Source organism: Novosphingobium sp. 32-60-15, assembly GCF_002280675.1.
GTDB lineage: Bacteria > Pseudomonadota > Alphaproteobacteria > Sphingomonadales > Sphingomonadaceae > Novosphingobium.
The window spans coordinates 165,008-191,433 of sequence record NZ_NCEN01000003.1 but is presented as its reverse complement, the minus strand read 5'-3'; the positions used below and the strand labels follow the sequence as shown (position 1 = coordinate 191,433).

The 26,426-nt window shown below is 58.2% G+C and carries 25 protein-coding genes; 14 read left to right on the top strand and 11 right to left on the bottom strand.

The features are described from left to right. Positions 1-37: 37 nt before the first annotated feature. Together ppsR and B7Y89_RS03775 are read right to left on the bottom strand one after the other, a co-directional pair. A complete protein-coding gene (ppsR, locus tag B7Y89_RS03780) occupies positions 38-1,456 on the bottom strand; it encodes a transcriptional regulator PpsR (protein ID WP_292935883.1) in 1,419 nt (472 codons plus the stop codon). 13 nt (positions 1,457-1,469) lie between these two features. Next, on the bottom strand, positions 1,470-2,240 hold the full coding sequence (locus tag B7Y89_RS03775; RefSeq protein ID WP_292935881.1) for a cobalamin-dependent protein: 771 nt from the start codon (positions 2,238-2,240) through the stop codon (positions 1,470-1,472). 355 nt (positions 2,241-2,595) lie between these two features. Here B7Y89_RS03775 and bchF point away from each other — a divergent pair, with 355 nt between their 5' ends. From bchF to hemA, 14 genes are read left to right on the top strand one after another with little or no spacing between them, the layout of a single operon-like run. Further along, on the top strand, positions 2,596-3,177 hold the full coding sequence (bchF, locus tag B7Y89_RS03770) for a 2-vinyl bacteriochlorophyllide hydratase (RefSeq protein WP_292935879.1): 582 nt from the start codon (positions 2,596-2,598) through the stop codon (positions 3,175-3,177). After that, positions 3,174-4,454, top strand: coding sequence for a ferredoxin:protochlorophyllide reductase (ATP-dependent) subunit N (locus B7Y89_RS03765; RefSeq protein ID WP_292935877.1), 1,281 nt, complete (start codon positions 3,174-3,176; stop codon positions 4,452-4,454). Before bchF ends, B7Y89_RS03765 begins: the two co-directional genes overlap by 4 nt. A gap of 3 nt (positions 4,455-4,457) precedes the next feature. After that, positions 4,458-6,047 carry a ferredoxin:protochlorophyllide reductase (ATP-dependent) subunit B gene (gene bchB, locus B7Y89_RS03760; RefSeq protein WP_292935875.1) on the top strand — a complete coding sequence of 530 codons (1,590 nt, stop codon included), beginning with the start codon at positions 4,458-4,460 and terminating at the stop codon, positions 6,045-6,047. Next, on the top strand, positions 6,037-9,624 hold the full coding sequence (locus B7Y89_RS03755; RefSeq protein ID WP_292935873.1) for a magnesium chelatase subunit H: 3,588 nt from the start codon (positions 6,037-6,039) through the stop codon (positions 9,622-9,624). Before bchB ends, B7Y89_RS03755 begins: the two co-directional genes overlap by 11 nt. A 10-nt stretch (positions 9,625-9,634) precedes the next feature. Beyond that, entirely contained in the window at positions 9,635-10,531 is an 897-nt protein-coding gene (gene bchL, locus B7Y89_RS03750) for a ferredoxin:protochlorophyllide reductase (ATP-dependent) iron-sulfur ATP-binding protein (RefSeq protein ID WP_292935871.1), read from the top strand. Next, positions 10,531-11,247 (top strand): magnesium protoporphyrin IX methyltransferase, encoded by a 717-nt coding sequence (gene bchM / locus B7Y89_RS03745; protein ID WP_292935963.1) that lies wholly within the window; start codon positions 10,531-10,533, stop codon positions 11,245-11,247. Before bchL ends, bchM begins: the two co-directional genes overlap by 1 nt. Continuing rightward, complete coding sequence (locus B7Y89_RS03740; protein ID WP_292935869.1) at positions 11,247-12,671, top strand: BCD family MFS transporter; 1,425 nt, start codon at positions 11,247-11,249, stop codon at positions 12,669-12,671. The genes bchM and B7Y89_RS03740 overlap by 1 nt, the downstream gene beginning before the upstream one ends. Before the next feature lie 21 nt (positions 12,672-12,692). Next, positions 12,693-13,457, top strand: coding sequence for a photosynthetic reaction center subunit H (puhA, locus tag B7Y89_RS03735; RefSeq protein WP_292935867.1), 765 nt, complete (start codon positions 12,693-12,695; stop codon positions 13,455-13,457). Further along, entirely contained in the window at positions 13,454-14,119 is a 666-nt protein-coding gene (gene puhB / locus B7Y89_RS03730) for a photosynthetic complex putative assembly protein PuhB (protein WP_292935865.1), read from the top strand. The genes puhA and puhB overlap by 4 nt, the downstream gene beginning before the upstream one ends. Then, positions 14,116-14,598, top strand: a complete 483-nt coding sequence (gene puhC / locus B7Y89_RS03725; RefSeq protein WP_292935863.1) for a photosynthetic complex assembly protein PuhC — start codon at positions 14,116-14,118, stop codon at positions 14,596-14,598. Before puhB ends, puhC begins: the two co-directional genes overlap by 4 nt. Further along, a complete protein-coding gene (locus tag B7Y89_RS03720; protein ID WP_292935861.1) occupies positions 14,595-14,885 on the top strand; it encodes a hypothetical protein in 291 nt (96 codons plus the stop codon). Before puhC ends, B7Y89_RS03720 begins: the two co-directional genes overlap by 4 nt. Beyond that, positions 14,882-15,982, top strand: a complete 1,101-nt coding sequence (gene acsF / locus B7Y89_RS03715; protein ID WP_292935859.1) for a magnesium-protoporphyrin IX monomethyl ester (oxidative) cyclase — start codon at positions 14,882-14,884, stop codon at positions 15,980-15,982. The genes B7Y89_RS03720 and acsF overlap by 4 nt, the downstream gene beginning before the upstream one ends. Then, entirely contained in the window at positions 15,976-16,755 is a 780-nt protein-coding gene (gene puhE / locus B7Y89_RS03710; protein ID WP_292935857.1) for a putative photosynthetic complex assembly protein PuhE, read from the top strand. The genes acsF and puhE overlap by 7 nt, the downstream gene beginning before the upstream one ends. A 32-nt stretch (positions 16,756-16,787) precedes the next feature. Beyond that, positions 16,788-18,008, top strand: coding sequence for a 5-aminolevulinate synthase (hemA, locus tag B7Y89_RS03705; protein ID WP_292935855.1), 1,221 nt, complete (start codon positions 16,788-16,790; stop codon positions 18,006-18,008). Positions 18,009-18,107: 99 nt separating this feature from the next. Here the strand turns inward: hemA and B7Y89_RS03700 are convergent, their stop codons facing one another. The 9 genes from B7Y89_RS03700 to B7Y89_RS03660 form a co-directional block, all read right to left on the bottom strand. Further along, positions 18,108-18,635: a cytochrome c family protein gene (locus B7Y89_RS03700; protein WP_292935853.1), complete on the bottom strand. Its 528-nt coding sequence runs from the start codon at positions 18,633-18,635 to the stop codon at positions 18,108-18,110. Between the two features lie 223 nt (positions 18,636-18,858). Next, positions 18,859-19,305: a DsbA family protein gene (locus B7Y89_RS03695; protein WP_292935852.1), complete on the bottom strand. Its 447-nt coding sequence runs from the start codon at positions 19,303-19,305 to the stop codon at positions 18,859-18,861. Positions 19,306-19,869: 564 nt separating this feature from the next. Further along, positions 19,870-20,250 carry a group II truncated hemoglobin gene (locus tag B7Y89_RS03690; protein ID WP_292935850.1) on the bottom strand — a complete coding sequence of 127 codons (381 nt, stop codon included), beginning with the start codon at positions 20,248-20,250 and terminating at the stop codon, positions 19,870-19,872. Continuing rightward, on the bottom strand, positions 20,247-20,354 hold the full coding sequence (locus B7Y89_RS03685; RefSeq protein ID WP_292935849.1) for a DUF2474 family protein: 108 nt from the start codon (positions 20,352-20,354) through the stop codon (positions 20,247-20,249). The genes B7Y89_RS03690 and B7Y89_RS03685 overlap by 4 nt, the downstream gene beginning before the upstream one ends. Continuing rightward, on the bottom strand, positions 20,354-21,352 hold the full coding sequence (cydB, locus tag B7Y89_RS03680) for a cytochrome d ubiquinol oxidase subunit II (protein WP_292935847.1): 999 nt from the start codon (positions 21,350-21,352) through the stop codon (positions 20,354-20,356). The genes B7Y89_RS03685 and cydB overlap by 1 nt, the downstream gene beginning before the upstream one ends. Then, positions 21,349-22,755: a cytochrome ubiquinol oxidase subunit I gene (locus B7Y89_RS03675; protein ID WP_292935846.1), complete on the bottom strand. Its 1,407-nt coding sequence runs from the start codon at positions 22,753-22,755 to the stop codon at positions 21,349-21,351. Before B7Y89_RS03675 ends, cydB begins: the two co-directional genes overlap by 4 nt. Before the next feature lie 73 nt (positions 22,756-22,828). Further along, positions 22,829-24,601, bottom strand: a complete 1,773-nt coding sequence (gene sulP, locus B7Y89_RS03670; protein ID WP_292935844.1) for a sulfate permease — start codon at positions 24,599-24,601, stop codon at positions 22,829-22,831. Position 24,602: 1 nt separating this feature from the next. After that, positions 24,603-26,177: a bifunctional protein tyrosine phosphatase family protein/NAD(P)/FAD-dependent oxidoreductase gene (locus tag B7Y89_RS03665; RefSeq protein ID WP_292935842.1), complete on the bottom strand. Its 1,575-nt coding sequence runs from the start codon at positions 26,175-26,177 to the stop codon at positions 24,603-24,605. Between the two features lie 34 nt (positions 26,178-26,211). Continuing rightward, positions 26,212-26,415, bottom strand: coding sequence for a DUF2892 domain-containing protein (locus B7Y89_RS03660; RefSeq protein ID WP_292935840.1), 204 nt, complete (start codon positions 26,413-26,415; stop codon positions 26,212-26,214). Between the last annotated feature and the right edge of the window lie 11 nt (positions 26,416-26,426).

The following is a 26,426-nucleotide window of genomic DNA, read 5'->3' as shown; positions in this document are numbered from 1 at the left end:
CAGACAAAAGCGTCAAATTAATTTGACACTTGATGTGTCAATCTATCGCGTCAACCAGATTGCCAAGACCATAGCGATGGAGCTTCGAATAGAGGCTTTGCCGGCTGAGACCGAGAATTTCAGCGGCAGAGGCGCGGTTATTCGTTGTATAATCAAGCGCTGCTTCGATGCACAACCGCTCGATCAAATCGGTACTTTCACGCACGATGTCCTTCAAGGACATGCGTCCAACCAACTCGGTCAACTGTTCAACCGAGCGCGGGGTATCGTTTGGTGCTGGCAAATCGCGCAGGCGACGGCCGATCGGGCGAATCACGAAGCCGTGGACGGGATCGTCACCATCGGTGCGGACGGCTGACAGTTCGACAGGCTCACCCTCAAAACCATCCTTCGCGCCAATCACTGTGCTGACGTTGCGGGCGATATCGTGCTTGGCAAGTTGGCCATCGATGAGATCGAGGCCAATCCCGGGCCGACCGACAAATTCACTGAGCGGCCGACCGCGAAGCTGATCGACCGTAGCTGCGCCGACCAATTCAACAAACGCCGCATTGGCGACCTGAATGACCATATTGGCATCGGTCAATACAAACGCATCAGGCATAGCTTCGATAACGCTGAGCGTTGCAGCAGAGGTTTCACCGGCTATGCGGTTGGAACTTGCCAAGCGGACCAGCAAAAAGTGGCCGCCACGCTGGCGAAATGCGCTTGCCGACAGGAGTACTTTTTCGCCGCCGTCAACGGGTTCTGCGTCAATCGGCTGTACGCTGCTTGAAACCATTACCGAGCCCAGAAACGCAATAAGCGGTTCACGCGCGGGTTTCGAGAACAATGCCGTGAACTTTCCGCCCTGCAATGTGCCCGGCTTCGCGCCAAACAGCTTATGCGCTGCCGGATTGGCTTCACGAACACGATAAGTATCAGCATCAATGATGATGACCGGTTCGGCTGATTGATCGAACAGCAGACGGTAGCGCGATTCAAGCTGGCGCAGTTGTAGATAATCACGCTCAAGCGATTGTTGCGCTTGCAATAACCGTTGCTGAAGCCCGGCCGCGTCGCGCATATCACGGCCAAACGCAATACATCCCGCACCCGCGCCCATGCTGACAACGGCATAGCGCACGGGCAAGCTGCCATCACTGGCGATGTGATTTACCTGGCGCCAATGCTGGGTAACACCCCGGTCTGCATTGGCCAGCATCTCTGCTATTTTGGGTCGGCTTTCGATTGTAACCGTATCGACCCAAGAACGCCCGATCCACGCGTTACAATCAGGAAATTCAACAGGATCGGCGGTAACATCAATGATCGCTCCCGCATCATCAATGATAAGCGCAATATCGCCTGCCAGCATGGCAAATTTTGCCGCAACTTCGCCAGTCAGCGATTTGAAGTGCTGATCCAGACGAGCGAAGGGCTGTTTACCTTCGAGGCTGTTTTTTCGCGCTGCCATGTCCTGCGTCGGGCTAAGCGACTGAAAGATCGAGCCGGCCCGATCCTAGGATTTTCACCTCAGCCAACGCCAAAAACGAACGCGCATCTGTTGCAGTGCCATCAGCACCTACCAGAGCAACTATTCCGGGATTGTCGTTGACCATTCGTCCGCCAATAAAAACTTGGATTGCGGGAGACCTTGATGCGCTACGAATAGCCAAGATCATTTCTGATAAGTTGCCGGTAGGACAATCGTTACTGACGGTCAATCCTACGAGATCAAAATGCCGTTCGGCCACTATTTGCAGTAATTCCTTACGTTTGGATTCGATCAAAACGTCGGTTTGCCAGCCTGCCCGGGCAAAGACCTCTTCGATCATCAATCCACCAAAGCTATGACAATCGCCGGGCATGGGCGCAAACAAGGCTGAACGCGGCGGCTCTTCTGGAGTTACCGCTGAAGGATAACAAACGGCCACTTCGCGCATGACCTCCTGAAGCCGCCACAAACCCATCGTGACGTCCAGAAAATCGCAGCCATCTTCTTCCCACTGCTGCCCAAGCTTGCGGGCGGCAGGTGCCAATAAATCGACAAAAATGGATTCAACAGCAGCGCCACGTGCAAGAAAGCCTTCGACAACGGCCAGCAGTTCGTCCGCTTCGAGTTCGAGCGGGAGCGATGCAAACTTGGCAGCATCTTCTGCGCTGACCGTCCCCTGACCATCGCCATTCTGGCGCGGTCCGGCGTGAGAATGCGCCAGCAAAAGCCGCGGAATTATTTGTTCCTGGATCAAATTGTCCAACGGAGCAGGTGAAGGTGACCGACCTGCAATGTGCCCGTTGGTGTTGTGAGTCCACGCGTGGCTTCGGCCATTATTTGATCGCGCGGTCGATGAAGACCTGCCTTGCCGGCTTTGTGATCCTGCACCCATTACCGTTGCCATAACGGCCTCTCCCGGTGTGGTATCGGCGCGGTTTGCGCCCTGCCTGGTCGGTATTGGTGAACAACCCGACTCCGACCGGGAGTAAAAGCGTACCCGTCTTTACCGGAACTGACAAACCGAAAAGTGTCATTATTATTTGTCGTCAAGATAGATTGACACTCTCGTCAATGAGGGCGTACTCTTCCCACTCGGACAAACAAGGTGACCACGCACCATGCGAGGGGATGCATACCATACCGGCCCAACCGGACCCACTAACCGCCCACGCGGTAAGGGGTTTGATCAGGCAGCCGGAGCCGCAAAGGCACATGGGGCTCTCTACACCCCTGAAGAGCGCGAACGTCGCGACTCGACACGGTGGACGCTGGTCCAGGGGCTGCTTGCTCCTTTCCAGTTTGTCGTGTTCCTGATCAGCCTAGTGCTCGTGGTGCGCTATCTGTCATCAGGCGAAGGCGCATGGGCTGCTGATGCATCGATCGTAGCCAAGACCGTCACATTATACGTGATCATGATCACCGGTTCGATCTGGGAAAAAGTCGTCTTCGGCAAGTGGCTGTTTGTACCGGCTTTCTTCTGGGAAGACGTTTTCTCCATGCTCGTTCTGGCCCTGCACACGGCTTATCTGGCCATGCTTTTCGGCGGGTTTGGCACGGTTGAGCAGCGCATGCTCGTCGCGCTGGCAGGATATGCGACGTATCTCATCAACGCCGGGCAATTTCTGCTGAAGCTGCGCGCCGCGCGGCTGCAAGCGACGGCCATCCAGGCTCCCACAGTACAGATGGCGGTATCAGCATGACGACCGAAGTCCTCATCCCCGTCCAAGGCGCTGATTGCGCGCCGGTCCTGCGCGAACGCGGCCAGCGTGAAGTATTTTGCGGCTTAACCGGGATCATCTGGCTGCACCGCAAGATGCAGGATGCATTCTTCCTTGTCGTCGGATCACGCACCTGCGCGCATCTGCTGCAATCAGCTGCGGGTGTGATGATCTTTGCCGAACCGCGCTTTGCCACAGCAATCATGGAAGAGCGCGATCTGGCAGGCCTGGTCGATTGCCACGACGAACTTGACCGTATTGTAGAGCGACTGCTGAAGCGCCGCCCTGATATCCGGACACTTTTCCTCGTCGGCTCATGCCCGTCAGAAGTTATCAAGCTGGACCTGCACAAGGCCGCACAGCGCCTTGACGCTTTGAACGCTCCGCAAACGCGCATCCTGAACTATTCAGGCAGCGGGATCGAAACGACCTTCACCGAAGGCGAAGATGCCTGCCTTGCCACGCTGGTTCCAGAAATGCCGGCGGCCAATGGTGATGCTGCGCCAAACCTGCTGATCGTTGGCGCTCTGCCCGACATCGTCGAAGACCAGTTCATGCGTTTATTTGCAGAATTGGGTATCACCAATGTCGGCAGCCTACCTGCCCGCAAAGTGGCTGATCTGCCCGCCGTGGGCCCGCAAACGCTCTATCTTCTGGCTCAACCCTTCCTTGGTGCAACTGCATTGGCGCTGGAAGATCGTGGAGCAACACGGCTGGACGCTTTGTTCCCGTTCGGCGCCGAAGGCACAACCGACTGGTTGCGCGCAGCAGCAGAGGCCTTTGGCGTTGATCCGATGCACTTCAACCGGGTTATTGCGCCGGGCCGCGAACGCGCAAAGCGGGCGATTGAACACAGCCGCGAGCGGTTGACCGGCAAGCGCATTACTTTCCTGCCTGATTCCCAGTTGGAAGTGCCGCTGGCGCGGTTCCTTTCGAACGAATTGGGCATGATTCCTGTCGAAGTAGGAACACCTTATCTACACCGGGACCATACTGCGCGCGAAGTGGCGCTGCTTCCTGCAGGTACGCGGATCAGCGAAGGTCAGCATCTGGATCGTCAGCTGGACCGGGTCCGCGCTGATCGCCCCGACCTGACAGTCTGCGGTCTTGGCCTTGCCAATCCGCTCGAGGCCGAAGGACTTTCCACCAAGTGGGCGATCGAACTCGTCTTCTCACCCATCCACGGCTTTGAGCAGGCAGGCGATCTTGCTGAACTCTTTGCCCGCCCGCTGCGGCGGCGCGACATTTTGAAGGTCTAGGCAATGCAACTGGCAGTCTGGACATATGAAGGCCCGCCCCACGTTGGTGCGATGCGTGTGGCAACCGCGATGGAGGGCATGCATTATGTACTCCACGCGCCGCAGGGTGACACATATGCCGATCTGCTGTTCACGATGATCGAACGGCGTGCCAAGCGCCCGCCGGTTACATATACCACCTTCCAGGCCCGCGATCTGGGCAAAGATACCGCGACGTTGTTTCAGGATGCCGTGCGCGAAGCCGTAGACCGCTTCAAGCCGCAAGCCTTGATGGTTGGCGCGTCATGCACCGCTGAACTTATTCAGGATGATCCGGCTGGCCTTGCCGAAGCCATGGATTTGCCCTGCCCCGTGATCCCGCTGGAATTGCCAAGCTATCAGCGCAAGGAAAACTGGGGCGCGGCAGAAACCTTCTATCAAATCGTGCGCAAGCTGGTTGATAAAGACCTGCGCCCCGCCCCGCGCGAAGGCCGCCAGCCGCTGGTGAATATTCTGGGTCCAACCGCGCTTGGCTTCCGCCATCGCGATGACCTGGTAGAAGTGCGCAAGATCCTTGATGCGTTGGGCATTGCGGTGAACTGTGTGGCGCCTTTGGGTGCATCGCCAGCGGACATCATCCGGCTGGGTGCGGCTGATTTCAACATCGTGATGTACCCCGAGATTGGCGACGAAGCTTCGCGCTGGCTTGAGCGTACGCTGAACCAGCCCGCTGTGCGCATCGTACCAATTGGCGTCAGCGCCACGCGTGAATTTATTGCCGCAGTCGCAACGCTTGCCGGCGTTGATCCAGCCCCGGCCCTTGCCGACAATGCATCGCGCATGCCGTGGTGGAGCCGCTCGGTCGATTCAACCTATCTGACCGGCAAGCGCGTTTTTATCTTTGGCGATGGCACCCATGCCGTGGCCGCTGCGCGCATTGCCAGCGAGGAGTTGGGTTTCGAAGTTTGCGGCCTTGGTTGCTACAACCGCGAATTTGCCCGTGATGTGCGTGCCGCTGCTGCACGATATGGCGTTGAAGCCCTGATCACTGACGATCATCTGGCTGTTGAAGACGCCATTGCCGCTGCTACGCCAGAATTGGTGCTGGGCACACAGATGGAACGCCATATTGCCAAGCGGCTTGGCCTTCCCTGCGCCGTCATTTCATCGCCTGTCCACGTGCAGGATTTCCCCGCGCGCCACAGCCCGCAAATGGGCTTTGAAGGCGCGAATGTCATTTTCGATAGCTGGGTTCATCCGCTGGTGATGGGCCTTGAGGAACATCTGCTCACGATGTTCCGCGATGACTTCGAATTTTCCGATGATGCCGGTGCATCGCACTTGCATCGCACGCTGCCCAAGACCGCTGACGCGGCCCAACCTGTTGAAGACACTGCGCTTGTAGCCGCGCAAGATCTCGACACCCCTTCAACCATTCAGCCTGCCCAAGGGACTGCCGCATGGACCACTGAGGCCGAACGTGAATTGAAGAAGATCCCCTTCTTCGTTCGCGGCAAGGCCCGTCGCAATACTGAAAATTTTGCCTCGGCATCCGGCCGGGCAGAAATCGATTTGGCGACACTCTATGATGCAAAGGCTCATTATGCCCGCTAGTTCAGCCCCCCGCGTGCGCGTTGCAATCGTAACGCTCGACAATCACCTTAAAGGTGCGGTTGAACGAGCGGACGAACAGCTGGCCGCCGCCAACATTTCGATCAGCATCCATGCTGCGACGGACTGGGACCGCAATGCCCATGCGCTGGGCGAAGCGAAGAATGCCATTTCGCAAGCCGACATCGTGATCGCGACGATGCTGTTCCTGGACGACCATATCCGCGCCATCCTGCCCACACTCGAAGAGCGCCGCGAAAACTGCGATGCGATGGTGTGCCTGATGTCAGCCGGTGAAGTCGTGCGCCTGACGCGTATGGGCAATTATCGCATGGACGCGCCCGCCAAGGGGCCGCTGGCCATGCTGAAAAAGCTGCGCGGATCAAGCAAGCCCGGCGGCAATTCCGGTGCCGGCCAGATGCGCATGTTGCGCCGCCTGCCCAAAATTCTGCGCTTCATTCCGGGTACTGCACAAGACGTCCGCGCCTATTTTCTCACGCTCCAGTATTGGCTGGCAGGGTCTGAGGAAAATGTCGTGGCGATGACCCGCGCGTTGATTGACCGCTATGCAGCAGGCGACCGCCTTACGCGGCGCGGCATGACCACCGCTGCCAAGCCGCGCGAATATCCGGAAGTCGGCGTTTATCACCCACGCACAGAACAGCGCATGTCGGAAAGCATCCGCCTGCTGCCCACCAAAAAGGGCACGAACGGAACAGTCGGCCTGCTCTTGTTGCGCTCATATTTGCTCGGCAATGATTCAGGCCATTACGATGGCTTGATTGCCGCCATGGAAGCCACTGGCCTTCGCGTTATTCCTGCCTTTGCCAGCGGACTTGATGCACGCCCGGCGATTGACCAGTTCTTCACCAAGGACGGCGTGACCACTGTTGACGCGATCGTCAACTGCACCGGATTTTCGCTGGTTGGCGGACCTGCCTACAATGATTCAGAAGGTGCCATTGCGGCTCTGGCAAAGCTGGATGTGCCCTATATCGCGGCGCATGCAGTAGAGTTCCAGACGCTGGTGGAATGGCGCGAACGCCGCCTTGGCCTCTTGCCGCTTGAAGCCACAATGATGGTCGCGCTGCCTGAACTGGACGGAGCCATCCTGCCTTCGGTCTTTGGTGGGCGGGCCGATACCGGCGGTACAATCTGTACCGGCTGCGTACGCGCCTGCGAATTTGAAGCGCATGGCCAGATCAGCGAAATGCGTTCGTGCCCCGAACGCGCTGAAGCGCTGGCCGCCAAAGTTTCCAAACTGATAGCCCTGCGCCGGGCCGAGCGTGCCGAGCGCAAGCTGGCGATTGCCATCTTCAATTTCCCTCCAAACGCAGGTGCCACCGGCACTGCTGCACACCTCGCCGTCTTTGAATCGCTGTTCGCCACACTCGTACGGTTGAGCGATGAGGGGTATAATGTAGCCCTGCCCGCCAGTGTGGAGGCTTTGCGCGAAGCTATCCTGCACGGAAATGCCAAACAATACGGCGCCGATGCCAATGTTGCTGCGCGGATCAGCGCTGATGATCATGTTCGCCGTGAACCGCATCTGGCCGAAATTGAAGCTCAATGGGGCCCCGCCCCCGGCAAGGTCCAGTCGGACGGCTCGCATATCCAGGTCTTTGGCGCGAAGTTCGGCAACGTGTTTGTCGGCGTGCAGCCAACCTTTGGCTATGAAGGTGATCCGATGCGCCTGCTGTTTGAGGGTAACTTTACCCCGACACACGCATTCGCCGCCTTCTATCGCTACATCCGGCAGGACTTTGGCGCGCACGCGGTGCTGCATTTCGGCACGCACGGCGCGCTTGAATTCATGCCCGGCAAACAGACCGGCATGACCGGCGATTGCTGGCCCGAACGCTTGCTGGGCGATCTTCCCAACTTCTATCTTTATGCATCGAATAACCCGTCCGAAGGCATTCTGGCCAAGCGCCGCTCGGGCGCAACCCTCGTCAGCTACCTCACGCCATCGTTGGCAAGGGCCGGATTGTACAAGGGCTTTGCCGATCTTAAAGTCAGCGTGGAGCGCTGGCGCGCAGCCCCCGATGGCGAAGAGCGCACCGCGCTTGAATTGATGATCCGTGATGAGTGCGCGCGGCTTGATATTGCAGCCGATGATATCTCAAGCCTGAGCGGTAGCCTCTACGAGCTGGAACGGACGCTGATCCCGCACGGCCTGCACATTCTGGGCCAGCACTCGCATGGTGCCGAACGTGCAGAACTGCTTGATGCGATTGTAGAATCCGACCCCACGGCGGATCGCGCCAAGATCAACGCAGCCCTTGATTCATGCGATGAACTGGGCGCCGTCATTCATGTGCTGGATGGTGGCTATCTGAAACCTGCTCCGGGCGGCGATATTCTGGTCAACCCTGAAATCCTGCCCACCGGCCGCAATATCCACGGGTTTGACCCGTTCCGCATGCCCAGCAAGTTTGCTTGCGAACAGGGCCGCGAACAGGCCGAACGGCTTATCGCGCGGCATCTGGCTTCAGGTGATCCCTATCCCGAAAGCCTTGCGATGGTATTGTGGGGCACCGACAACATGAAGAGCGAGGGCGCGCAGATTGCCCAGGCTCTGACCCTGATGGGTGCCCGCCCCCGCATTGACAGCTATGGCCGGTTGTCCGGCGCTGAACTGATACCATTGGCTGAACTTGGCCGCCCCCGCATTGACGTGCTGGTGACACTTTCGGGCATTTTCCGCGATCTGCTGCCGCTGCAAACCCGGATGCTGGCCGAAGCGGCCCTGCTTGCTGCCACCGCTGATGAACCTTTGGACATGAACTTTGTCCGCAAGCGCAGTCTGGCCCATCAGGCCGAACATGGCTGCGATATGGAGACCGCCGCACTGCGCGTGTTTTCCAACGCGGAAGGGGCCTATGGCGCCAACGTCAACCAGTTGATCGACAGTGGCGTATGGAGCGACCCCGATGAACTGGCCAACGCGTTTGAATCGCGCAAAGGCTTTGCATACGGCGTCAAAGGCGCTGCAGTTCAGCAGCGCGCCCTGATGCAAAGCGCAATGCGCGGTGTCGATTTCGTTTTCCAGAACCTTGAAAGCGTTGAAGTCGGGATCACCGATCTTGATCAATATGTTGATGGCCTTGGAGGCGTTAGCCGTTCCATCACGCGGGCCAAAGGCGGCGTAACGGCTCCGGTCTATATTGTTGACGCAACCCAGGGCAGCACAAAAGTGCGCACTCTGGGGGAACAGATTGATCTGGAAACCCGCACCCGCACACTGAACCCCAAATGGTTCGAAGGCATGTTGCAGCACGGCTTCGAAGGTGTGCGCCACATCGAGATGCATGTGACGAACACTGTCGGCTGGTCTGCCACAACAGGCCAGGTTGCACCGTGGGTCTATCAGCAAATCAGCGAAACATTCGTGCTCGATCCGCAAATGCGCGAGCGCCTTTCAAAACTTAACCCCAAAAGCTCCGCCCGTGTCGCCAGTCGCTTGCTGGAAGCATGTGAGCGCAAGCTTTGGGAACCGAACGAAGAAACTCTCGAAGCCCTGCGCATCGCCAACGATGAACTCGAGGACCGCCTTGAGGGCGTGTTTGCGGGCGAATGAGGAGAATGACATGAACCTTTTAGACCCCCGCGCACGCTTCAGCCCGCCAGACGGCGAAGGATCCGTGCAGGTGGAAATGGACCCGCAGGACCAGATCAAGGGCGCCAAGGTTTTTGCCGTCTACGGCAAAGGCGGAATCGGCAAATCGACCACTTCGTCGAACCTTTCAGCTGCATTTTCCAAGCTCGGCCATCGCGTGCTGCAAATCGGCTGCGATCCCAAGCATGACTCCACCTTCACCCTGACCAAGTCGCTGATCCCTACGGTTATCGACGTTCTGGAAAGCGTGGAATTTCACGCCGAGGAACTGCGGCCAGAAGATTACGTGGTCAAAGGCTACAACGGCGTAATGTGCGTTGAAGCTGGCGGGCCTCCTGCCGGAACCGGTTGTGGCGGCTACGTCGTCGGGCAAACTGTCAAGCTTCTGAAGCAGCACCATTTGCTTGAAGACACCGACGTGGTGATCTTTGACGTTCTGGGCGATGTGGTGTGTGGCGGCTTTGCGGCCCCTCTCCAGCATGCCGAACGGGCCCTTGTCGTTGCCGCCAATGATTTCGATTCCATCTTTGCGATGAACCGCATTGTTGCCGCCATCGGTGCCAAGGCCAAGAATTACAATGTGCGCCTGGCAGGCGTCATCGCCAACCGCTCTGCTGCAACAGATGAAATCGACCGCTTCAGCGATGCCATCGGCATGAAGCGTCTGGCCCACTTCAAAGATCTGGATGCGATCCGTCGCAGCCGCCTGAAGAAGTGCACGCTGTTTGAAATGGACGATTCACCCGAAGTGATCGGTGCCCAGCTTGAATATCTGCGCCTTGCCCAATTGCTTTGGGATGGCGTCGATCCGCTCGAAGCGATGGCAATGAAAGATCGCGATATCTTTGATTTTCTGGGGTTTGAATGATGGCTACGCAGGCACCCTCCCGTCAATCGGCAACCCGTTATGATATGCAGCGCGAAAAGCTCGCTGCCTATTTTGATGGAACGGCGCGCAAAGCATGGATCGATCTGACGTCTGACACCAAAGTCAGCGGCATCCGCGCGACAGTGCGTGCAGGACGTGATGCAATGCGCGCGCAATTGCTCGGGTGGTTGCCTGCTGATTTGCGCCGCACCAATCTGCTTGATGCAGGGTGCGGCACCGGATCGCTCAGCGTCGAAGCCGCTTGCCGGGGTGCCGTGGTTACTGCAATCGATGTGGCCGGCGGCCTTGTGGAAATCGCTCGCGAACGTGCACCATCCTATCTGGGCCATGGCCGGATTGATTGGCACGTCGGCGATATGCTCGATCCTGCGCTGGGCACATTCGATCATGTCGTCGCCATGGATTCATTGATCCACTACACCGCCGCAGACATGGTTGATACGCTGACCGGCCTTGCCAGACAGTGCCACGGATCGATCCTGTTCACGTTTGCACCGTTCACACCTCTGCTCGGTGCGATGCATACAGTGGGCAAAGTGTTCCCCCGGTCGAACCGTTCACCCGCCATCGTGCCGGTGGCCGAAGACGATCTGCGCCAGCGCCTGTCCCGCCTGAAGGGATGGAAAATTGGCCGTAGCGGCCGGATTTCCAGCGGTTTCTACAAGTCACACGCCATGGAATTGGTAAAACTGTGATGCAACAGCGCGAAGCCCTTGCTGTGAAATGGAGCCGGGTGGCACTCACCTGGCTGCCGTTTGCAGACGCGGCCAGCGCGCAAATCCCGCTGTCACGCCTCCTGCGCTTGTCACTGTTTCAGGTCAGCGTCGGCATGGTCATGGTGCTGCTCAACGGCACACTCAATCGCGTCATGATCGTCGAACTGGGCATCCCGGCCTGGCTGGTGGCGCTGATGATTGCCATCCCGCTTCTGGTGGCACCGTTCCGCGCCATGATCGGCCATCGGTCGGACGTCCATCGTTCGGTACTTGGCTGGAAGCGCGTGCCTTATATCTGGTTCGGCACATTGATGCAGTTTGGCGGACTGGCCATCATGCCGTTCGCGCTCTTGCTGATGGCGCGGCCGGAATTGTTTGTATTGGGCGTTGTCGCCAGCAGCGTGGCCTTTTTGCTGGCGGGCACCGGCATGCATGTCACGCAGACCGCGGGCCTTGCTCTGACGCAGGATCTGGTCCCCGAAGACCGCCGCCCGCGCGCCGTGGCGTTGCTTTATCTCGCCCTGCTGGTGGGGATGATGGTAGCATCGCTGATCATCGGCAGCATTCTGGCAGATTTCACGCCAACGCGTCTGGTACAAGTGATCCAGTCTGCCGCAGTCCTCACATTTGTGCTGAATCTGGTTGCCTTGTGGAAGCAGGAGGCGCGCAGTCCGGCAGTTGCATCAGCGCTCACACCACGTCTGCCATTTGCGAAGGTCTGGGCGCAATTCATGGCTGAACCGATCACGCTGCGCCTGTTGTGCGCGGTCGGCCTCGGCTCTACGGCGTTTGCCATGCAGGATGCCCTGCTCGAACCCTATGGCGGCGAAATCCTCGGGCTTTCGGTTGGTGCCACCACAGGTTTGACCGGGGTCTGGGCGCTGGGTGCAATGGCGAGCTTTGCCTTTTCCGGGCGCTGGCTGGACAGTGGCACAGACAGCTTGCGGATTGCGGGGTACGGCGTGGTCGTAGGAATCACGGCGTTCCTGCTGGTAATCTTTGCTGCCCCGCTCGATAGCCCTGTAACGTTGGCACTTGGTTCACTGGGCATTGGTGCAGGCGCCGGGATGTTCTCGGTCGGCACTCTGACAGCCGCAATGGCGCTTGCCCGCAATGATACTGCCGGCCTCGCGCTTGGTGCTTGGGGTGCGGTACAAACCACTTGCGCTGGCGTTGCGATCGCTATGGGTGGCATCTTGCGCGATCTGATTTCCAGCTTGGCCGTGTCCGATGGGCTGGGTCACACACTGGCCCACCGTGCCACAGGTTACGGCACAATCTACGCAATCGAAATTTGTCTGCTGCTTGCCACGCTTGTCGTGCTTGGTCCGCTTGTCGGTCAAAGCACGCTGACAAAGCGGACAGCCGACGCAGGCTTCGGCCTGACAGAATTTCCCACATGAGACGACGGGAAGGATACTACGATGACTAATGGTAATATTGTAGGCACGATTGATGCAGCCGAGGTTGCCCTTGGCACCTTTGCACTCTTCTTCCTTCTGCTCGTCGTGTGGTTGCGACGTGAAGACCGGCGAGAAGGCTATCCTTTGGAAGATTCCATTACCGGAAGTCCGGATTCCGAAGGCGGACCTATCAGCACGGCCGAAGCGAAAACATTCATCCTGCCGTTCGGCAAGGGCAAAGTATCGTTCCCGACATGGGACCGTGAGCCGGTGAACATCGCGGCCAAGCGTCGCGAAAACTTTGGTGGTGCACCTTATACGCCAGAAGGCGATGTCTTTGCTGCTGGCGTCGGTCCTGGCTCTTATGCCAACCGCGCCAAGTTTGCCGACCTTGATGCGCATGGCAATCCGCGCATCATTCCGATCGGTGATCTGGCAGGCATGAATGTTGCGCCACTCAGCACTGATCCGCGTGGCCTTCCGGTATATGGCGCTGATGATGCCAAGGCAGGTGTCGTAACTGATCTGTGGGTCGATCGCGCGGAAAGCGTCATCCGCTATCTTACCATCGACACCGGCACCACCACTGTTCTGGCGCCAATGGCAATGGCGATTGTCCGCCGTGACCGTGTCATCCTGAACGCTGTAAACGCTGCCGATTTTGCCGGCGCACCGGTTCCTGCCGCTGCCGGCGAGATCACGCGCTATGAAGAAGAGCGCATCGTTGCCTACTTCGGCACCGGCTATCTCTATGCCAACGCCGACCGGTTGGAGCCGCTGATATGACCGAATATGATCATGAGCCGATCCGGGGCCTTCCCGGTGATCTTCCGGCTGGCGAAGAGATCCTGTGGCAGGGTTCGCCCGATTGGCGCACCTTTGCCCGCAGTGCACTCTATACCCGTTATGTTGCCGGTTATTTCGCCATCTTGGCGCTCGTTGGCATTGCCAGCGGCAGCATGTTCGGCGCGGTCACCAGCGTCATCGCTGGCGTAATCGTCCATGCACTGCTGGCGCTGTTTGCGGTGCTGGTGGGGCGGACCACGGTCTATACCATCACCAACCGCCGCGTGGTTGCGCGCATCGGCATCGCCTTGAACAAGTGCATCAACCTGCCGCTGGGACAGATCGCATCGGCAAACCTGCGGCCCCAACCGGCGGGCCATGGTGATATTGCCCTGACGTTGCTGGGCAAACATCGCCTTGGTTATGCTGTCCTGTGGCCACATGCCCGGCCCATGCAACTCGCAAAGCCGCAACCGATGCTGCGGGCTTTGCCTGATGCGGCTCGCGCGGCAGACATTCTGGCCCGTGCATGTGCAGCCATTGCCCCGGTTGAGATTGCTGTAAATGCCGCAAATCTCCAACCTGCTAAGGCAAAGCCTGCGCAAGGCCGCAACCAGACTGCACCTGCGATGGCTAACGCCTTACAAGGAGCTACGGCATGAGCCTCGTCCACGATCACGAATCGACAGTCTCCCGGCAAGTTTTACTGCTGGCCGGAGGGCTGGTTTCCATCACGCTGATGCTGACTGCTGCCGTCTCGTTTGGAGTTTTTCCGCGTGAAGCAGTGCCTTCAATTGTACGCGCGCAAGCAGGCGTTGCAGCAGTCGAAACCAGGAACCTGTCGTTCGCTGATCGTGAAGACGGCGCAGTTGCCGTCATTGATGCCGATACCAAGGAAACACTGGCAGTCTTGCTTGGCGAAAACGACGGTGGCGGATTTATTCGCGGCGTCATGCGCGGCCTTGCGCGCGAACGCCGGATGAGCGGCCTTGGAGCCGAAGCCCCGTTTTCCCTGACGCGCTGGGACAATGGCTCGTTGTCGCTTGTCGATACGGCCACCGGACGGTCAATAGAACTGGGGTCATTCGGCCCTGAAAACCGCAAGGCCTTTGCCCGCTTTTTGAAGAGCGCCCGCGCATGAAGCAAGCCCGCGCCTTTGATGTGCCCTGCCGCATTTCCATCGAGCAGAGCGAGGAAAACTTCCACGCGCACGTCGAATTGGCCAACGATATCGCCATTTATCCCGGCGACCGGGTTCGCGTTCATGGTGATCCCATTCGCATCACATTCGGGCAAAGTGTGGTGTTTGATCGAGTGGCTACTGTCGTGCGTGCCGGTCCGCTGATGCGCGGTTGGACACGCCTGGCCGCTTATTTCGATCTGTCCGAACTTTACGAAGTCAGTTTCAATCCTGGGAGCCTGAAATGAACGCCCATACTGCGATCAAAGCCGCACCCGACGCTTTTGCTGCGCGCCAAGCATTTGCCAAGCCAGACACGATGGCTATGGCGACGCACGAAACCGTGCTCAGCCCCCGCTTTTACACCACCGATTTTGCAGCGCTTGACGCGATTGACGTGTCCCCCGTCCGTGCGGAATGGGACGCCTTGATGGCTGAAATGGTCAGCGATCCCAACAAGCACCACTTCAAGAAGGACGTCAGCTTTGACGGCGCGATCGAAAGCCTTGAACCGGCCCTGCGTGCTGAATTTACCGATTTTCTCGTCAGCTCACTGACGTCGGAATTTTCAGGCTGCGTGCTTTATGCCGAAATCGCCCGCCGCACCAGGAACCCGGACATGAAGCAATTGTTCAAGTTGCTGGCACGCGACGAAAGCCGCCATGCAGGCTTCATCAATGAAACGCTGAAGGATTCAGGCATCGGCATTGACCTTGGCTTTCTGACCAAGGCCAAGAAGTATCACTACTTCAAGCCCAAGTTCATTTTCTATGCCGTGTATCTGTCTGAAAAGATTGGCTATGCACGCTACATCGCGATCTTCCGCCAGCTTGCAGCCAAGCCTGAAATGCGGTTCCACCCCATTTTCAACTGGTTTGAACAGTGGTGCAACGACGAGTTTCGCCATGGTGAGGCCTTTGCCATGCTGCTGCGCGCCGATCCAAAGCTGCTCAAAGGCATGAACAAGCTGTGGGTACGTTTCTTCCTGCTTTCAGTCTACGCCACGATGTATGTGCGCGATCACGCCCGCCCGGTGTTCCATGAAGCGCTCGGACTTGATCCGACCGCTTATGATTACCGCGTGTTCACAATCTGCACACAGATCAGCCGCCAGGTCTTCCCGGTGGAACTCGATACCGATGCCCCTGCCTTCCGCCGCAACATGGACAACCTGCTTGCAGCCAGCCGCCGCATCGAAGCCGGAAAGGCACGCGGCGGCCTCGTCGGATTGGCCATGCGCGCATCGGGCATGGCGGGCGCCGGGTTGAGCTTTGCAAAAATGTACCTTCAACGCACACACAGCAATGCACTGCCCGCAACGATCCGGTTGCAGCCAGCGTGGTAAGTTGGAGTGGCCATATTCTGCCCATAGTGGCAACCATCGCGATCTGGTTTTTCGCGACGGGCTTTGTTGCGTGGATCGATAACCGTGACCGCGGCACCTTTGCACGCAGCATTGCGCTGGCAGGGGTTGCCGCAGTTGGCGGACTGGCCTTGATCCTCTTTTCAATGCACCTTGAAACAATTGCCGGGATTTATGCGGCATTTGCAGGGGCTATCCTGATTTGGTCTTGGCATGAGATCAGCTTTCTGACGGGCGCGATTACCGGCCCCCGCCGCACCCCCTGCCCGCCGGATGCGCGCGGCTGGAAGCGGTTTTTCCACGCCACATCTGCGCTGATCTGGCATGAGGTTGCATTGGCCAGCACGGCTGTGGGGCTGATTTTAACCAGTTGGTCTGCCACCAACCAGGCCGGCGCGATGGTGTTTGGCCTTATGTTGGTCATGCGGTTGAGCACCAAAATCAATATCTTCTTTGGCGTGCCCAATATGAGCACAGAGATCCTGCCACCCCATCTGGCATATCTGCAAAGCTATTTCGGCCCGCGCCGTTATACTTGGATGCTGGCAGCATCGATTGCGGCCATTGTCGCCACGGCGGTTTGGCTGGGTAACGTGGCACTGAATGCGCCTTCCGGAAGTGCTGAAGCGGCGGGTGCCAGCCTGCTGTTCACGCTGACGGCGCTGGGTGCACTTGAGCATTTGTTTCTCGCACTGCCGTTTCGGGATGGCGCGCTGTGGGGCTGGGCCCTGCCAACGCGCCGGACGGCGAATTGACCCTATAAGGATAAGCAAGAGGACGGACGGCTATGGATTTTGAAGCCTATTTCAAGGGTGAACTGGATGCGGTCCGCGAAGAGGGGCGTTACCGGGTTTTTACCGAGATTGAACGTCACTGCGGGTCCTATCCGCACGCCACCCGTTATGTGGGCGATAAGACACAAGACGTAACAGTCTGGTGTTCCAATGATTATCTTGGCATGGGCCAGCACCGCAAAGTGTTGGATGCGATGCACAAGGTTCTGGATGAATGCGGCGCTGGCGCAGGTGGCACGCGCAATATCTCGGGCAATAATCACCATCACGTGCTGCTTGAACGCGAACTTGCCGATCTGCACGGCAAGGAATCGGCACTGCTGTTCACCAGCGGCTATGTTTCAAACTGGGCAGGCCTTGGCACATTGGCCGCGCAGATTCCAGGCTGCGTCGTATTTTCCGATGCGCTGAACCACGCATCGATGATCGAAGGCATTCGCCATTCGCGCGCCACCTGCAAAGTGTGGCGCCACAACGATCCAAAGCACCTTGACGAACTGCTGTCAGCCTATGGCCCCGAAGTGCCAAAGCTGGTGGCGTTTGAAAGCGTCTATTCGATGGATGGGGACATCGCGCCGATCAAGGATATCCTTGACGTATGCGAAGCCCATGGTGCGATGAGTTACATTGATGAAGTACACGGCGTGGGCCTTTATGGTCCGCGCGGCGGCGGCGTTGCCGAACAAGAAGGTCTGATGGACCGGATTACGGTGATCGAAGGCACACTGGGCAAGGCGTTCGGCGTGATGGGTGGCTATATCGCCGCATCTTCTGCGCTGTGCGATTTCATCCGCACATTTTCCAGCGGCTTCATCTTCACCACGGCCATCCCCCCTGCCCTTGCTGCAGGAGCCGCAGCCAGCATCCGGCACCTTAAGGAAAGCCAGATGGAGCGCGCCCGCCAACGGGACCGCGTGGCCGTGGTGCGCCGCCGTCTTGATGCGATGGGTATTCCGCACATGCCAAACCCCAGCCACATCATCCCGGTAATGGTTGGTGATCCGCATAAGGCCAAGCGCATCAGCGACTGGTTGATGGACAATCACGGCATTTATGTTCAGCCGATCAATTATCCCACCGTGCCGCGCGGAACCGAACGGTTGCGCATTACCCCCTCACCCGTGCACAGTGATGGCGATATTGATCGTTTGATCGAAGCACTGAGCGACATCTGGTCACAATGCGAATTGGCCCGGCGCGCCATCGCTGCCTGATCAGGCAATCAAGCCTAACAAAATGAGAGGGCGCGAACCGCAAGGTCCGCGCCCTTTGATTTGAGCAATATTTACAGCATTACGCTGCATATGTGCTAATCAGTTTGGTGCCTTGAGATAGGCGATCACGTCCGCACGGTCTTGCGCTTTTGGCAGGCCTGCGAACGCCATCTTGGTGCCTGGAACAACGCGCATTGGCTTTTCCAGATACTGGAACAGCTTTTCTTCGCTCCACGTAATGCCGCTGTTCTTGTTGGCGGCGGAGTAGTTGAAGCCTGTAACAGTCCCAGCAGCGCGACCGATGATGCCCGCCAGTGATGGCCCGATCATGTTCTTGCCAGCTTCAACAGCATGACATGTCTTGCACTGCATGAAGATCTGCTTGCCGTGCGCTGCGTCAGGCGTGACCGACGCCAACTTGGCTCCATCGAGAGTGTCGGTTGAATCCGCGGTGGGTGCAGCGGCGCTTGCAGCGCCAGCAGCGGCAGGGGCCGCCGCGGCTGCGGTCGTTTCCGCAGGCTTTGCCGCCGAATCCGCTGCTGCCTTTTCTTCGCTACCGCCACCACCGCACGAGGCGAGAAGCATGGTCGCGGCGGTCAGCGCAAGATATTGAAATTTCAGCTTCATTTGCATCCCCTTTTCCGAAAAACTTACAACGCGTTCGCAACGACGCTTAAGATAATTAAACACAGCACAACCTGTGACGCAACACGGTAATAAGGGTCAGGCGCTGAGCAACAATTTGCTATACCGGAGGCAAAGCTGCCTAGGGGTGATCGGCAGTTTTTTCGCGCGGACCTGCGCTTCAGTCATCACGCCGCTCACATCAACCCACCCCGTCTTTTCGGGCTTACGCCACCGCTTCCATGAGTTGGATGAGAGAGGCCGCTCCGCCGAACCGCGCATTGCCGATCAGCAAGCCCGGCGTGCCTTCAAATTTCAAAGCCTGTGCCCCGGCATTGCTGCGCGCGATCACGGTATTAATCTCTTTCATGCGCGTCTTCATGTCCGATTGTAGCCGCGTCCAGTCTACTTTGGCGACCTTTGCGGCAGCCTGTACGGAAGCTTCGGTAATTCTTCCGGGCTGTGCGAAGAGAGCCGCGTTGAAAGCGGCATGTTTGCCCTGCCACTGGCTGGCGATCGCCGCCTGCGCTGCCAACAGCGAAGCTCCGCCAAAAATTGGCCAATCGCGCCAGACAATGCGCACCTTCGGATCTCGCGCCAGGAGTTGCGCCAGTGTGCCGTGCAATTTCTTGCAATAAGGGCAGCCATAGTCGGAAAAGACGATGACGGTCACATCGTAGGACTTTGGCAGGGTCTTGGGTGCCAACACTTCTTCTGACATGGCAGGAAATGCTGTTTCGCGCGCTACTGCGACGGGCACAGGCGCTACCAGAGCAAACAGAGCGAAAACAAACGCGTCACGCAAGGTACTGAGCCTCATGTGCTGGCATCGATACGGGCTTGGATCAACGGTTTCATGCGGCTTTCCTCAGTCCGCCAAATAGCCCGCCCAATCTGTGTCCTGCAAGGTCCTTTCGCGATACGGAATCATCTGTGCAGACAGAAATTAATTCCATTCGGTATGATAGATGACAAGGAAAAGCGGCTGTTCCAAGCGCGCGCCATGTCCTTGTTGCGGGCCTTGCTGCTACGGCTTTAGGCTATGACTGTGGAAATTGCGCGGGGTAGCTCACCCGAGCGCGATGGGCCGGGGCTTGGCTGCATATCATCCACGTTCAACCCGCTGCCGGCGCAGGCGGATGATTGCCCCCATGCTGGATCGAAATGACAACGCACGGATGCGCATGCTCAGTACTATTGTTTGATCAACGATCATGATCGGCAAAAATCATCAGGGTTACGCTGGAGCGCGGTTCGGCATGTGCCAGCCAAGTCCATCGATCTTGGCAAGGATATCCTCGGCCAAGGGCAATGCCGGGGCCAGCTCGGACCATGCCTGATGGAAACACGCAAGCCAGCCCTCCACTTCGGCCTTGCCAATTGGAGCCACGAAATGGCGCTGGCGCAACCGGGGATGTCCATATTTGTCGGTATAGAGCGGTGGGCCGCCGAGCCATCCTGTAAGGTATTCGAACAACTTTTCTTCGGCCCGCACCAGCGATGGCGGATGCACCGCACGGCATGCCGCAGCTTCAGGCAGCGTATCCATCAACACGTAGACCCGCGCACAAAGCGAACGAACGAACGCTTCACCGCCCAAGGATTCATAAGGTGTCATGGCGCGATAACCAGGCGGATAGCGTACCCGACGATCACAATCGTGACCACACTCATCGCCCATATGGCCACGAACCACGCCAGCTTTTTTGCCGATCCAGCCATCAGTGATACCCGTCGTGGCCAACCTTGCCGCGAAACACCCAGTAGGACCAGGCGGTGTAGGCAAGGATGATGGGCACCATGATGGATGCACCAACCAGCATGAAGACCTGACTACGATGGGGGGCGGCGGCCTCCCAAATTGTGACCCGCGCCGGGATGACGTCCGGCCAGATCGAAACGCCAAGCCCGATAAGGCACAGCCCGAACAGGGCCAGCGCCCAGAAGAACGGCTGCGCATCCTTCTTGAGGCGCAGGCTGCGGTAAAACAGGAACGTGACGAGCATGGTGGCCAGTGGCACTTGCGCGGTGGCCAGAACGCCGGGGAACGTCAGCCAGCGCTGTGCAAATTGCGCCTCAAGCGTCAGCGTGGCAAGGCTGATGGCGCCAATCATAAGCAACAGGGCAATGCCGAGGCGGCCTGCATATGTCACGGCCTGACGCTGCAATCCGTCTTCGGTTTTCCAGTTGAGCCAGCATGCGCCAAGCAGCGCATAGCCCACCAGCAAGCCGAACCCGGTCAGGATGCTGAACGGCGATAGCCATTCCCACCAGCCCCCGGCATAACTGCGGCCTTTGACGGTGATGCCCTGCAACAATGCGCCCAAAGCGATGCCCTGAGCAAAAGTGGCGATAACCGATCCGGCAGTGAATGCCTTGTCCCAGAAGGCGCGATGCACAGGATCACGCCAGCGGAATTCAAATGCCACGCCCCGAAAGACCAGTCCCAGCAACATGGCAATCATCGGCGCATACAGCGCGGGCAGGATGATTGCATAGGCAAGCGGGAATGCTGCCAGCAATCCACCCACGCCCATGACCAGCCACGTCTCGTTGCCATCCCAAACAGGGGCAATGCTGTTCATGGCGGTATCGCGGTCCTTGCCCACTTTGAACAAGGGAAACAGGATGCCGATGCCCAGATCAAACCCGTCCATCACCACATAGGCGACAATGGCAAAGCCGATGATGGCGGCCCATATCACGGTGAGATCGATCATGCCGGGTCTCCTTCAAGAACGGCTGGCGCAGGCGTCAATCCGGCGGTGCGGATAGGCGCATCGCTGAGTGGCGGTTCATGCGCTTCGGGCGGTTTTTTCATCAGACGCAGCAGATACCAGATGCCCATGCCGAAGACGCTGAAATAGACCACGATGAACGCCAGGAAGGACGCCGCAACCGCAGGCGCATCCAGGGGTGAGGCACTGTCGACCGTGCGCAGAACGCCGTAGACCGTGAAAGGTTGGCGGCCCACTTCGGTCACGGCCCAACCGGCCAGCACCGCGATCAGTCCCGATGGTCCCATGACTACCGCAAACCTGTGCAGCCACGACCAATCAAACAGCCGCTTGCGCGCGCGGGCAAGCAAACTCCAAAGGCCAATCCCCAACATGGCAAAGCCGATGCCGACCATGATCCGGAACGCCCAGAACACGATACCGACCGGGGGTTGATCGGCCTTGGAGATCGTATCCAACCCCGTCATCGGCGCATTCAGATCATGCTTGAGGATCAGCGATGATGCCTTGGGAATTTCGATGGCATAATCAACGCGGCCCTGCGCGCTGTTGGGAATGCCGAACAGGATGAGCGGCGCGCCTTCGGGATGGCTTTGGTAATGGCCTTCCATTGCCATGACTTTTGCAGGCTGGTGTTCAAGCGTGTTGAGCCCGTGGAAATCGCCAGCAAGGATTTGCAGCGGTGCCACGATAGTCGCCATCCACATCGCCATCGAAAACATCTTGCGCGCGCCCGGATTGGTGCGGTCACGCAGCAAGTGCCAGCCGCCGACAGCACCGACGATGAAGGCAGTTGTCAGATAGGCAGCCAGCAGGGTGTGAACCAGACGGTAGGGAAAGCTGGGGTTGAAGATGATGGTCATCCAGCTTTCGCCCGGCACAAACTGGCCATTGGCGGCGATTTCATAGCCGACCGGGGTTTGCATCCAGCTGTTGACCGACAGGATCCAGAACGCCGAAATGAACGTGCCGACCGCAACGGCAAGCGTTGCCACGAAATGCAGCTTTCGCCCGACCTTGTTCATGCCGAACAGCATCACGCCCAGAAAACCCGCTTCAAGAAAGAACGCGGTCAGCACTTCGTAGGCCATCAACGGCCCGATGATGGGGCCGGCCTTGTCGGAAAATACGGACCAATTGGTGCCGAACTGATAGGACATGACGATGCCCGAGACGACACCCATGGCGAACACGACCGCAAAAATTTTCAGCCAGTAGCGGTAAAGATTGGCATAAACGCCTTCATCGGTTTTCAGCCAGAGCCCTTCGAGTACAGCCAGAAAGCTGGCCAGCCCGATGGTAAAAGCGGGAAACAGGAAATGGAAACTGACGGTGAAGGCAAATTGCGCCCGAGCCAGCACGATAGCCCATTCTTGTTCAATCATGTTCAGCCTCATCTGGCAGCGTGAAACCGCTGCTGCTCTTGAATTTTGAACGTCGTCGTAGTGAATATCAGCGTCAGATCAGCCCTCGGGCCAGCCACAAGTCAGCGGGGGCCTGCGCCTCTTCATCGCGATCAGCAATTGCAATTACTGCATCGAATGCAGCGTTCTGGGAAAGGTAGACACGGCCCGTCAAATCATGGAGCAGGTGTGAGCGTTCGAGAGCGTCCATCACCGGGCCTTTGACTTCGGACAGATGGAGCATGATGCCCCCGTCCGACAGGCGGTGATTGATAGCCTCGATGCTTTCCAGCGCAGATGCATCAATGGCGTTGACCGCTGAACACATGAGGATGAGATGCTTGAGGCTGGGCTGCGCTGCCACTTCCTCCAGCACGAATTCCTCAAGCCAGCGGGCGTTGAGGTAGGTCAGGCTTTCATCGATCCGGATGGTCAGGATGCGCGGGTCGGTAAAGACCTTGTGCCGTTTTACGTTGCGGAAGTGTTCGGTTTCCGGAACGCGCCCGACAATCGCGGCATGGGGCCGGGAGGAGCGCCACAAGAACAGGGCAAGGCTGAGTGCAACACCTGCAATGACGCCGGGTTCAACGCCGATCAGCAAGGTGACGGCAATAGTTGCCAGCATCGCTGCAAAATCAGCCTTGGAATAGCGCCAGACTTCCTGCGGCGTTTGGAAATCAACCAGACTGAGCACGGCCACGATGATGGTGGCGGCCAATGTCGCGATAGGCAAGGAAGCCAGCAACGGTGTGAGGAAGAGCGCCGCGATCAGAATACCAACGGCGGTAAAGGCTCCGGCTGCTGGGGTTTCTGCGCCGGCATCAAAATTGACGACAGAACGGGCAAAGCCGCCGGTTACGGGATAACCGCCAGTAAAGCTGGCCGCCACATTAGCCGCGCCAAGGCCGATCAGTTCCTGATTGGGAACCACGCGCTGGCGTTTTTTGGCGGCCAAAGTCTGCGCGACGGAGACGCTTTCAACAAAGCCGATGATTGAAAGCAGCAAGGCGGGCACTGCCAGACGCTGCCACAATTCTGCATCGAACAGCGGCACGGTAAAGGGCGGCAAGCTTTGCGGAATCTTGCCGACCACCTTTACGCCTTGCGCCTCAAGATCGAACGCGATGACGGCAATGGTTGACGCAGCGACAGCAGCGATTGGCCCCGCTTTTGCAACAAGATCAGCCAGTCGCGCTTTCAAGCCAAGACGCACGAGCAACGGCTTTAAACCCTTGCGCACCCAAAACAGGAAAGCCGTGGCGGTCACGCCGATAATAAGCGTTGGGATGTTGGTGGCGCCGATGTTGGCAATCAGCGTGCTGACCAATTCGGGCAGCGCCTCACCCTTTGCCGGAACACCCAGCAAGGATTTAAGCTGGCTGGTGGCGATGATGATGCCGCTGGCAGTGATGAAGCCCGATACGACAGGATGGGATAGCAGGTTGGCCAAAAAGCCGAGCCGCAATACGCCCATGGCGATCAGCATCAGGCCGGACAGCAGCGCCAGAATCAACGCGGCGGCAATGAATTGCGGGCTTCCCGGCGGGGCAATGCTGCTGGCAGCAGTCAGCGTCATCAGCGAAATAACCGCAACCGGGCCAACCGCCAGTGTGCGGCTCGTGCCGAACAGGGCATAGGCCATGATCGGCAGGATCGAGGCGTAAAGCCCGATCTCTGGTGGCAATCCGGCCAGCATGGCATAGGCCAGGCTTTGCGGGATGAGCATGATCGTGACGATCATGGCAGCGACCAGATCATTGGTCAGGACCGTGGTGTTATACGTGCGACCCCATTCGAAGATCGGCAAATAACGCGAAAGGGCTTTCATCTCAGGCACCAATCTTGTGCGGCTGGACCATCCATTCGCGCCCTTTGAGCATTCCGTGCCAGTAAACGGGGGGCAGGATCGTGTCTTTGAGCAGCCATGACAAGCGCGATGGGCGGGTGCCATCGATCAGCCAATTGGGGAAACTGGGCAGCAGCTTCCCGCCGTAACCGAATTCGGCCAAGACAATCTTGCCGCTTTCCACTGTCAGCGGGCAACTGCCATAGCCATCGTAATCGGCAACGGGTGGCTTGCCTTCCAGCGCGGCAAGTGCATTGACGGCCACAACCGGTGCCTGCTTGCGGGCAGCCGCCATCGTCTTGGCGTTTGAAGCCGAGCAAGCATCACCCAGTGCAAACACGTTGGCATAGCGCACATGCTGGAGCGTCGCTTCGCTGACTTCGATAAAACCACTGGCAGCTGCAAGCGGGCTGTTGCGAACAAAATCGGGTGCAACCTGCGGCGGCACAACATGGATCATGTCGAACCGCTCTTCGACGCGGGTGACGGTATCGCCGCGCTTTTGTTCGAACGTTGCAATGCGTGCAGGCCCGTCAATCGCGACCAGCTTTGATTCAAAATTCAGGTGCGCATCGTACCGTTCAATATATTCCATCAGTGCAGGCACATAGGCCGCCACACCGAAAAGCACGGCCCCGGCAGTGTGGAACTGAACGTCGATTGCATTGAGGACGCCCGATTTTTCCCACTTGCTGCACGACAGATACATCGATTTCTGCGGCGCGCCTGCACATTTTATCGGCATCGGCGGCTGGGTAAACAGCGCGCGGCCACTCTTCAGATCCTTTACCAAGCGGTTGGTGTAAGGGGCAAGATCATAGCGATAATTGGACGTAACGCCGTTCTGGCCAAGCGTTTCGCTGAGGCCCGGAATGGCATCCCAATCAAGCTTGATTCCGGGGCAAGCAATCAACACGCGGTAGCTGACGGAACTGCCATCTGCGAGCAGCACCCGGTTTTCATCCGGCGCAAAGCCCGACGCTGATTTTTTGATCCATTCCACCCCGCGCGGCATGACCGACTTTTCAGTCCGGCGGGTGAATTCAGGCGAAAAAATGCCCGCACCAACCATAGTCCAGCCTGGCTGATAGTAATGCACCTCGCTCGGTTCAATTACTGCAATTGCCAGATCAGACCTGCGCTTGAGCAGGCTTGCAGCCGTGGCTATCCCTGCACTTCCGCCCCCGACGATGACGATATCAAAGACTTTTGTTGCAGAAGTGGATGCAGAGGCCTGCGCCATTTCCCAAAGCTTGGCGGAACGCGCACCTGTGCGACAGAACGCAAGGATGGGTGACGGCAATTGCGCAAGGGCTTTTGTCATTGCCGCCACATCTGCTTCGGTCACAACGCCCGGAGTAATCGGGATGTGCGCGAATTCGAGCCCGAGTGCCTCCACTTGTTGGCGCATAACGCTGGCTGGCGGTTGATCGGCATCCTCATCATCGGGACGATTGCAGATGATGGACTTGAAGCCCTGCGCTGCAGCCTGTTGCAGATCATTTGAAGTGAGCTGGCCCGAGACGAAGAAACCCGGCGCGATCGATTTGAATGTCATCTTGGGTGTCCTGTCGAGGCCGGTTTTCTGCGATTTAAGGCTTGTTGCGCGTGGAAATCCCGAAGGGCAGATAAGCGGGGCATGTCCCCATCAGGCTGGTCAGGAAAAACACTGCGGCTACCACGCCGAGCGCAACAGCAACCGTGCCTGATAAATGGCCGAGCAGATAAGCTGCGGCAATTGCGAGGACGACCAGCAAGCGGAGTATGCGGTCGATTGAACCCATGTTCTTGGTCATAACCAGATGTC